This is a genomic window from Paenibacillus sp. P36, from assembly GCF_045866505.1.
Lineage (GTDB): Bacteria > Bacillota > Bacilli > Paenibacillales > NBRC-103111 > Paenibacillus_E > Paenibacillus_E chondroitinus.
The window spans coordinates 5915732-5927021 of record NZ_AP038372.1; the positions used below are offsets into that span (position 1 = coordinate 5915732).

Annotated in this window: 3 protein-coding genes; all 3 read right to left on the reverse strand. The window is 47.0% G+C overall.

Translation table 11 applies throughout. The features are described 5' to 3' along the window. Positions 1-63 precede the first annotated feature (63 nt). The gene (locus ACKTT9_RS26520) at positions 64-4413 is read right to left on the reverse strand and encodes an Ig-like domain-containing protein (protein WP_407868259.1); all 4350 of its coding nucleotides are present in this window, start codon (positions 4411-4413) and stop codon (positions 64-66) included. 29 nt (positions 4414-4442) lie between these two features. Further along, positions 4443-5453: an S-layer homology domain-containing protein gene (locus ACKTT9_RS26525; RefSeq protein WP_407868260.1), complete on the reverse strand. Its 1011-nt coding sequence runs from the start codon at positions 5451-5453 to the stop codon at positions 4443-4445. Between the two features lie 69 nt (positions 5454-5522). Continuing rightward, entirely contained in the window at positions 5523-11279 is a 5757-nt protein-coding gene (locus ACKTT9_RS26530) for an Ig-like domain-containing protein (RefSeq protein ID WP_407868261.1), read from the reverse strand. Between the last annotated feature and the right edge of the window lie 11 nt (positions 11280-11290).

Here is an 11290-nt window from a genome sequence, read left to right on the forward strand (position 1 = left end):
ATCCTTAGAAATCACAGCGAGACCCGTCATCCAAGGATGACAGGTCTGCCTTCGTGCAATTAACTATTCCTCGTTTAACCAGTCATCGAGAATCATTTTTGCTACTGCCGCCAGTGCATGAATGTCAATAACGCCATTATGGTAGATGTCGGCTTTCTCAATCAGAGGCCAGTTGGCATCTGAAGACGTCGTTCCGTAATACTTGGCAATTAACGACAAATCATTCAGCGTAATTCTTGTTTGACCCGGAATTAATGTGATGAAAGTGGTGATGTAAGTTTGTACAGCAGCTTGCAAGCTGACGACCGCTGCATCCACTTGATTTTGCGAAGATGCGTTGTTCGCTGTTACTTGTGCACTGTTAATTGCTGCCTGCAAGGCTGATCTCGCTGCTGCCGGATACGTACCGATGGTCGTGCCTTCTTTTGTCGTATCCAATTTGCTTTGAGCTTGCGATATGGCCGCGTTTAGTAGCGATGTATCCACGTTTTGTCTGTCTACGGTGATTTCAAACGCGTGAGTTGCGCCTTCTACCGCTCTGCCCACACCGTCTTTAGATATTTCAAAGTCAGAGATGTAGACGCTAGTTGTGACCGTATCGCTTACGGCTTGCGCACGAGCGTGTACAGTTAACAGCGGACCTGACTCGCTGACTTCATTATTGGTTCCTTCACCGGCCATAAGAATCATAATTTGGCCTTTATCCGCTTTTACACCTGTATCCAGCACTCGGAAATTAGCTTTCGCAGGACTCAGTACATTGTCTGCCAAGGAAAGCGTGCCGTTGCTATTCGTTTTTGTTTCGAATTGCACTTTGCTTGGGTCATAATTGAGCACCATATTCAATGTCATGAAGCTGGTGCGCAGTTTATTCACGCCAATGCTCAAATCAAAAGCCTGAGCGCTGCCAACGGAAGAAGGTCCCGTTAATGTCGCTGCTGTGACGCCTGCTGAAACGACCGTAACATTCGCTTTTGCTTTGACTGCTGTACCTTGAGCCGTACCATTTACAATGAATGTGCCCTCTTGCGCATACTTGGATGGATCAACGGCATCCCACGTGACATTTACGGGCGATGTTGAGGAGTCGCTATACACCGCTGTTACAACAGTCGGTAATACTGGAGCTGTTCCCGCTTCCGTCGTAACGTTGATCTCGTTAATGCTTGCAATTTGCTTCCCTTGATAGATGGTCTGAACTTCTTGTGGACTCTTATCCAGATTATAAATTTGGAAATCATCCAACACTCCGCCCTTTAACGGTGCGCCGTCCGAATAACCGCTAACGCCGATTAATTTAGGGTCAGCCGTAGGCGTAATGCCAGTTAGCGCTCCCTCAACAACCACCTGCTGGGCTGTGCCGTTTTTATAAATAGCGCCTTGCTTGGTAACCGAGTTAAACGTAAACGCGACATGCGTCCATTCATTTAGTGGGAAGAAAGTATTTGGTGCTTGGGCCACCTTGAACAGGTTCGTGCCGTCAATCATCATAATAATCGCGCCATTGAAGGTGATGAAAAAGCCCTGTCCCGCATAATTGCCATTCGGCTTGAACCATGCGACGACCTGTTCACCGCTGATGCTGGCTGTGCGCTTGAACCAGAAGGAGACGGTAATATCCGCCGGCTGCAAATCTCGGCTCGTACCGGCGTCAATTTTGCCGCCGTTCAAGTTCAATCCTGCGCCGTCATGCCCTCCTGCCACCCAAGTGGCTGAACCTCCCGAAGTTGTTTTTAACGTTCCGGTATTCCCTTTATTGGACGAATCGGTAAGCGTCGTTCCGCTGCCCTCGTCAAATTTGTACCAGAGCATTAAGTCTGTTCCTGCTGCAGGACCCGGTGTTACCGTCACATTCGCAACGGCTTTTATTGTCGTGCCTGCAACCGCTCCTTCCACGGTGAACGTACCCGCTTGCGCATATTTCGTTGCATCCGGCTGTTCCCATGTGACGCCAACATAATCATTGCTCTGATCCGAATAGTTAGCTTTCACGGTCGTTGGTAGGAAAGGTGCTACGCCAGCTCGCGTGGAGACGGAAACCGGATCAATGCTTGTTAACGACGGCGTTCCAATGACCGTTACGATCGCCATCGCTTTCTCAGATGTACTTGGGACTACGCCATTAACGATAAAGACATTGCCTACTGTAGAGAACTTCGAGACATCGACTGGATCCCAAGTAACCGTTACTTTCGTCGTCGTGCCATTTTTAAGTATCGCTGTTACAGTCGTTGGTAATTTCGGTGCTTTGTTCACAACAGCATCCAAGGTAATACAAGGAATACTAAGGATGTCTAACGGATTCTCTCCTGTTGTGTGCAAACGCAAAACCGTCACCGAATATTTAGGCAAGCTATAGTCGAATAGTGGACTTACTGCAGAGATAGCCTGTGTTTGCGGGGCAACTTTTGTTGGATTCGCTAACGAATTCTCGTCGGTCAAAGCGTTAGCAGCAAGTACCGTTGCCGTTCCTTCCAGCGACAGGTTGGCTGCGTTGATCCCATCCAAATGAATACGAGTGTTTTGCGCAGCACTGGAGTTGTTTACTAGTTTCACAACAATATCCCCAGTGGATAGATCCTTACTGACTGCCGAGTATACGCCTGCTAAGGCGCTCGCGTTAGGTTTGGATAGGGTGCTAGGCAGTACATAAGAGCTTTTACTCGTGTTACTGCTGAATAACTTCTGAACCTGGTAGGATGTCGTCCCATAGACTTTCGAATTATTAAAGAAAATGAGATCAGGCCACCACTGCGTATACGTATTTCCGCCTGCGCTTCCAAGCTTGGCAAAGGTTGGCGCATACGAGGCAAACTTCACAATATCCCCATTACGCTCAAGTCCCGTCATATACGCCGCTTCGGCAAGAGCGCCTTTCATCGAGTTGCCAGTATTCCCATCGCCATTATTGGCGGAACCCGCATCGTTTTTAACCGCATATTCGCCGACAAATACCTGCTTGGAATTACGGTCGTAACTATCGTATCTGTTCGTATTGTTCAGCATAAAGGAGGCGTTCGTGTAATAGTGCTCATCGATGACTTCCGCTCGGCCCTTTCCTTTACTTGGGTCGTTCATCCAATTCCAGCCTGCAGCAACGTCCGCACTGCCACCCGTTGAAAAAATGAGATTCATATACGGATATTTGGCTTTAATCGCATCGTAGAACAAAGGATATCGATCATAATAATCCTGTCCCCAATGTTCGTTGCCAAGGCTCATATATTTCAGATTGAACGGAGCCGGATGTCCAGCCGCAGCGCGCTTAGCGCCCCATTCCGTGGAAGCATCGCCATTGGCATATTCGATGAGATCAAGCGCATCCTGGATATAGGGCTGAATCTCGCTCAACGGCGTGTTGGGACCGCCGACCAGAAATTGCTCAACCATGCCTACGTTAACAACCGGCAGCGGCTCCGAGCCCAGATCCTCTGCCAATTGGAAGTATTCGTAGAAGCCTAAACCACCCGATTGATTTTGGGTTAGCGCCGCCCCTTTCTCACCTCGGTTGGCCGTTGACCAGAAATTAATGTTATTTGGGCGTTCCGCTACATCCCCAATCGTGTTTTTCCAGTTGTACGCATTGGACATGTTTTTACCGCCGACAATGGCTCCGCCTGGAAATCTTAGAAACTTGGGATTCATATCCGCAAGCATTTGCACCAGATCGGCTCTAAGCCCTCCAGGACGATTTTTCCATGTTTTCTGAGGGAATAGCGAGACCATATCGATATCAATTCGACCGGTATTTTTTGTTTTGATAAATAACTTGGCATTGGTTGCAGATCCTGTAGCCTGAATCGTTGCCGTCAACTTATTCCATGTGCCCTTGATTGCAGAGCCTGCAATTTGAGCTTCGCCATAGGATTGCGTCCCTGACGGATCCATGACACTGACCGTGACCGGTTCCGTTAACGCATCGCTGCTGCGCAAGTATACGGAGAAATCGTAATTGTCGCCATTCTTAATGGCCATACCATCATAACCATCATTGGAAATGCCAACACCATCACCCGGCGCAGTCACGGACAGCTGCAGGTACGTTGGGTTTTTCGCATTTAACGGACTTGTTTTTAGTGCGGTAATCGTGCCGACACCCGCTCCAGTTTGTATCAATTTCCAGGCAAAAAGTGGGGCCGGTGTCGAATTCGCCGTACTTCCCGTCGCAGAAAGAAATTCGAAGGAACGATTCTCAACCAGCTCGGCATACAACCCTCCGTCACCGGCGTAGTTAATATCCTCCAGAAATAGGCCGTTCAAGTTCGGGCTTATCGTAGCTCCCCGCTGCGCTGCGTTGATATCCAGTTGGTAATCGACAGGATCGGCAGCCAGAACAGTTCCAGTGGATGCAAGTAAAGGAGCCGCAATCACGAAAGACAGGAATGCTGAACATACTTTAGTCAAAAGTTTCACGATCCATCACCTTTCTATTTAAACAATGATCATTTCATGTCCAGCATTCTAAGGATTAATGTTACTGCTTCCGCTCGCGTGGTAGGATCATTAGGAGCGAAGGCATTGTCTTCTTTCCCTTGCACTAATTCGGCCTTAAGGGCTGCGGCAACAAATCCTTTGGCATAAGCCGGAATCGACTCATAATCCGCAAAGGACGTATTCTCGGTGGCCTCTTCATTTAATCCGAGCACACGAACAATAGCCGTTACCATTTCAGTACGGGTAATCTGGTTATCGCCACGGAACGTGTTATCTTCATAACCGTTAATGACATTCTGTTTCACCGCTGCCGATAAAGGCTCTTTCGCCCACTGCGGAATCACATCGACATCGGCAAAAGCCAGATCTTTACTATCACTTGCAGGAGGTTTTAATGCACGCATCAACATCGTGACAAACTCAGAGCGTGATACTGGACGCTCCGGACGGAACGTACCGTCTTCATACCCCTTGACGATACCAAGACTGACGGCTCTCCGAATGGCAGCTTCCGCCCAGTGCTGATCAATGTCCGTCAGAAGGATCTGGCCGATCTGTATAGTTGCCAGCGTTTCTGCTTTTTGCGTAGTCATCTTCAAATCGGAGTCAATTAACTTCACGTCTTTTATCTGAATGAGGGCGTCCCCCTCTTCAATGGCTTCAAAGTTAAGCGTGAAGAACGTGAGATCTCCACTCTGCCCCGGTGAAAGTCCAACCTTCGTATGAGCAAAAGTTAGCTGGTCACCCTTTATAATCGGACTGACAGTAAAGCCGGATATCGCACTTTTGCCGTCTTTAAATAACAGGCGCTTGGAATCAAATTGCAAAATGAATTCGTAAGCAAACACGTCCGTCAAATTTTTACCCTTAACGGTAACTTGTACCTCTTTGCCTGCGTTTGTTTTGTCGCTCATCTCAAGGAAAAAAGAAGGAGAATCCGCCGCCAGCAATGTTTGTGGCAGCAACCAGGTAGTGAATAGCAGAAGAGCTAAGCTAAATGAAAACAGTTTGCGAGTCATTAAGCCGATTCTTCCTTTCTATAAGGATCGGGGAGGGGCTGTAAGCCGCCGCCTCCCCGATTCTAAGAATTAGTTTTCCAGCATCCAATCGTCAATAATCATTCTGGCAACGGCTGCTAGGACTTGAATGTCAATTTCACCATTGTTGTAGATATCTGCTTTTTCGATTTCGTTCCAATTTGCATCTCCAGATTTAGTGCCGTAGTACTTAGCAACGATGGACAAGTCATTAATCGTAATTTTCGTTGCACCAGGAACAAGTGTAATGAACTTAGTCGCGAATGTTGCTACGGCCTCATTCAATGCAGCCGTTGCTGCATCCACTTGCGGCTGTCTCGAAGAGGACTTGTCAAGAACAGCTTGAGCACTTGCAATCGCTGCTTGCAGAACCGCTTTCGAACCAGTCTCATACTTGCCGAGTTTGTTGCCTTCTACCGCTGCATCCAGCTTGCTTTGTGCTGCAGTAATAGCATCAGCTAATTGAGATTTATCAACTGTACCTGGTTCTGGATCTGTTTCCGTAATGACAGAGTTATTAAATGCAGTGACAGCAGCGTTCAGCTCATTCAGCGCAGCAGCTACTTCAGCTTGCGTGGATGAAGGGTTATTGCTTACTGCCGATGCTTGAGTAATAGCTGCCAGCAATGTGGCTTTGGAACCGCTCGGATATTGACCAACCTGAGTACCTTCAACTGCGCTGTCATATTTACTTTGAGCAGCAGCAATGGCTGTAATCAAATCAGCTTTATCCACAACGTTAATTTGGATATTGAGGGAAGCACCAGGGACTCCTGTTTCAGATCCTTCATAAGAAACTTTAAAGCCCGTCAACGATACCGTCGTGATGCCCGGTTCAACGCTTGCTTTTGTTTTGGCATGAAGGCTGAATAAATCGCCCGGACTGCTAATGGCATTGTTTGTACCTTCGCTAGCCATGATCACCCGAATTTCACCTTTTTGGGCTTTGACGGCAGTACCCAGCACTTTAAAGTTGCCTTTCAGGTTGCTAATCGCACTTTCTGCCAAGGAGACGGCATTCCCGCTTGTAACCGTGTCAAATTCCAGCTTAGCAGGGTCGTATTTCACAATGACATCCATCGTCGTAAAGCTTGATTGCACGCTGCTTACTCCAACGGTCAAGTCAAACAATTGAGCCTGATTCACAGCTTCAGGGCCAATCAATGTAGATGAAGTTACTTGAGGTGCAAGTACCGTCACATTGGCGACTGCTTTAACCGATGTTCCAGCAATCGTTCCATTGACACTGAACGTTCCGGCTGCCGCATATTGCGCTGGGTCAATAGATGACCAAACGACGTTTACAGTGGCCGTTGTTCCGTCGCTATACGTCGCCGTTACGACACTCGGCAGGACAGGAGCTGTTCCCGGAGTTGTCGTTACATTGACCGGAGCAATGCTCGTGATAGCTTTCGCCGTGACCGTTAGCGTCAGGTGAGCTACAATACTTGTGCCTTGGACAGTACCGTTAAGCGTAACTGTTCCCGTAGCTGCGTATTGTTCTGGCGTTATGCTCCAGACGACATTGACAGGACCGGTAGTACCGTTATCGAATACGGCTGTTACCGTTTGCGGCAATACCGGCGCTACGCCAACTGCCGTTGTAGCCGTTGCCGTTGTTAGAGAGGTAATCGTCCTTGGATACACCGTCACATTGGCTTTGGCTTTTACCGAGCTGCCTGGTACTGTACCAAGAATGGTGAAGGTTCCAGGTTGATTCAACAGATTCGGATCGTACGCATCCCATGTGACTTTGATGTTGATATTATCAACCGAGCCATCGTTATAATAAGCTTCGATCACCGATGGTAATACGAGAGGTTGCCCAGCCGTGATGGAAATATTCTCATCCGGTATGCTGTTAATCGTTACCTCATTTGTTACACGTACATATACGGTAGCTTCAGCTTCAATATTTGTTCCTTCAACGGTACCTTTTACCGTGAAGCTTCCTGGCGTTGCGACTTGACTTGGCGTCACAACATCCCAGATGACACTTGCAGCAGCCGTCGATCCATCTTCGAAAACTTTCGTAACGGTCGGCGGAAGGACAGGCAGTACATCATGAAGTGTGCTTACTTTCACAGGTTTCACACTTGTTGTTGGCGTCGTGTAAACCTTCCACTCCAAAATTCCCGTCCATTGCGTGCCTCTTGTAACGGTCATGCGCAGCTTCGTCGTCGTAATCGGTGAGAACGTCGTTGTATTATATTTGTTGAGTGCAACACCATTCCCCACTGCATTTGGAACATCCACATATTGCGTGCCATTCCAGTATTGAAGCTTACTGTCCGTAGGTGCCAGAATACCTCCGTTATCTGTCCACCAATAAACATCCGATTTCGAAATGTTCACCGGTGTTCCCCACGTGTACTCAACCCACTGTGTTTTAGGGCTGCTATTCCAGTTTCCGTAAGCGCCGCCTGTTTTATCGGTGGAGCTGGTCGGATCATAACCATCATTGATTGCATTCAGATTTTCCCAAGTTGAAACAAAGGAAGTTGATGGCGTAGCTGTTAAAGCTACATTCACCGCATTCGGAAGAGGATCTACCGTCACGGCGACATCCACTTTGGTAGACAATTCACCGTCTGTTGCCGTAAGTGTTATGACATAGCTGCCTGGTCTGTTAAAAGTAGCTATCGTATTGCCAGCTGCATCCTTGGTAAAGATAGCCTGACCGCCTTGGACTCCGCTTTTCAGCGACCAGCTCGTATCCAGCGTACCGTTAGGCAGGCCGTCATCCGTCATATTGACCAGCAGTTTCGCTTTTAACGGAATTTTCGCCGTCGTATCTTGTTGGACCGTCACCACTGGCGGCGTATTCACAACCTCCGGAGCTTTTACACCGGTACGGAAGATTTGAAGTTCTTTGACGCCTACATTGGAACCCGGCTTAGGAGTCATCAGGACTCTTACCTTTTGTGCTGTAATTTCAGGGAATTGAATGTGATTGTAGTTTGCCAGTGTTGGCGATTTGTACTGTTTAGGAATAGCTACCCATGCAGATGTGGCTTCGTCGTAGTATTGGACGGTATACATGGATGGCTCTCTGTAAAAGCTTTGCGGTTTGTCGTTATAATAATAAATTTTGATATCATCAAATGTCTTAGGTGATCCCAAATCGGATTCTAACCAATCTTGCGCGTTGGTTGATCCTCTCGACCCCCAAATTGGCGGGTTAGCGGTAAACGCACCAGAAGTAAAGAAGTTACCGCTGATCGTGAACCCTGTTTTGGCATTTGCTGCTGAGGTTTGCGGATGCGTATAAGAAGCTGACATGGTTGAATCCAAAGCCAGGTTAACCGCATTGCCTGTTTCCGGCGTCAAATCCACACCGGCCTTCTGGAACAAGTCTGCTGCCCTGTCATACGTATTCAAATCAACATCCATAGCGCTCTTCATTTGTGTATTGCTGTTCTGTACGGCTGCTACTGCTCCGCTGCCGTCTAAGATCGATACGACACCTGTCGCAGAATTCCATTCCAGATGAGCCAGTTTATCCGTTCTCATGACTAACGTACCGTTCACATACATCGAATATCCTTCTTGAACATTCGGATAGTACGTAGTTCCATCTCCTGGTTTATCCCAGACAATCGTTACGTCGTTGCCATGATATCGCAGATTATTCACCGTAAAGTGATCCCAACCGATATCAATAGGCCATAACTCAACCGTTGCATCTGTGCGAGGTACAAGGCCCATAATATCTTCAATGACTGAATAGTTGTAATTACCAAGAATATTGTGGTGAATGCCGGATCTTCCGCCGATTTGTTTCGTTGTTGGGTTCCAGTTATACCAATACTCATTGTTATCCAAGTAGTTGATATTCCCTTGATAAGCGGTTGACCATCCCAACCAATACATCAGTTTCTTATACATATCGGCTGTTATGTAAGGCTGGTTCGGATATTTGCGAAGCACTTCTGTAAAGAGTCGAATATTTCCTGATGCATTCAAGTTGGCAAAGTTATTGGAACCGCCAACGCCTGCCGCTACCGATAAGGCTTTGTCCTTCTGGTTAGCCGTATAGAATGGGAATACAGGGAATTCGGCGCTGTCTCCCCAATATCTAAGTGACTCCAAGTACTTAGGATCATCTTTGGGAACCAGTCCATCCATTTGGAACGCATAGTAATTGTTTGCTTCTTTCCATGGAATAAATGTATTCGTCAACAAATCCTTTTGTAAAAACATTTTCGAACTCTCATCCCACATGATGGACAAGAACGAGGTCTTTAGCTTATCTGCAAAAGCGAACATTTCAGTTGCCTTTGCCGAATCGCCGGCCAGTTGGTAAGCTTTGGCTGAAGCCATCGCGTTTCCATACACGAAAGCGCTCTCAGTTCTATTTTGATCAATATTGCCTCTTTTTTCATAATAGTGAAAAGCATTGCCATCAGCATCGTTCCCTGTTAGAGAACCCCAATCATAATTGATGACGCCGTCTTTGTTCGTGTCGAAACGATCCAGCTGGCCTTTCGCATCCTTTTCCGAATATCGCGCCAAATTTTTCAGGATTTCCGTTTGACCGCCATGGACTTCATATGTTTGAAAAGCGGAATCCCCAATGTACTGGGAATAGCTGTTATTCCAGTTGGAAGGTTTACCTGGATTATCTGTAAACAGACTGTCCCTGGAAGTTTCGCCCGCTGACACCCAATCGCCATAGGAATAAATCGGACTTCTTAAATATTTTAGATCCTGCATATGCATCGGCTGGGTTAATACGATTGCGTTGTTGTAGCCTAAAGCTCCTTCAACGGAAATCGGGAACTGATAGTCATTCCCAGGAATATTGGCATCGAGGAAATTAAATCGGCTTAACCACCATCTATAATAGATGATCTTTTTGATATTCTCATCCGCTACATCGATGTACGGAACGTTATCTGCCCACCATTTGTTATATTCACGAAGTTGCGTGAGATAAGCGGTGTTGGCATCATAATCTTTAAATCTATTGTAATCAACAAGCGATTGCGGGATTTCATTCGTGATGAAACCCATTTGGAATTTCACCGTTATTTTCTCATTAGGCGCCAAAGTGATGGATCTGGTTAAAATCCCGTTGTTTGCCGTCATGCCCGTGCCGCTGAATTTTGGATACACTTTGGTCAAATTATTCCTGACATCAAAGGTACCGGAAAGCTCCGTGCCATCACTGGATGCCGTTTTGGCGAATGGTGAATCTGCGGTTAAATCAAAGGTTTTGGACGTTGTGCCTGTATTCGTAATCGTTACATTGTCGATAGCTACGTTATTATCTGTAATGAATTTAGTCTCTTCCAGCGTATATCCCGTCGCATTATAAAAGGCAGACCAGTAACTTGGCGTCTGTACGCGTTTATTGGCATCCTGCGTGAAGGTTACGCCAGGGATCTGAACCGAGTACCCCTTTTGATTCAGCAAATCAAAATAGGCAATGTTATTGCCAAAGCCTATGACGGTGGCACTATTCGTATACATGTACAAGGCTTTACCCCGTGACATCAAATAGGTGCCTGTCGGATCATTCCCTTTCCGCGTGAGGACGCGATCCATCCAGTAGGAAGTGCCGCCTGCGGCAAGGTCCGCTTGATACATATCCATCATTCGGCTGCTGCTCGCATTGAATGGTGCAGGTTCAGCAGGTACGACGACATTGCCGGCTGCATTCGTAAACACAGGCATTCCGGGATCATTATTATTCACAAAATTAGGATCTGCTGCGAAAACGGATGCGCCGAAAATGGATGCTAACGAGAACACTAATGATGTCGTCAAAATTTTTCTGCCAATTGATTTTTTGAACTTTCTCATTTGTTACCTCC

Coding starts and splice junctions, on each gene's coding strand:
- ACKTT9_RS26525 (WP_407868260.1), bottom strand. CDS start 5,453: ATGACTCGCAAACTGTTTTCATTTAGCTTAGCTCTTCTGCTATTCACT.
- ACKTT9_RS26530 (WP_407868261.1), bottom strand. CDS start 11,279: ATGAGAAAGTTCAAAAAATCAATTGGCAGAAAAATTTTGACGACATCA.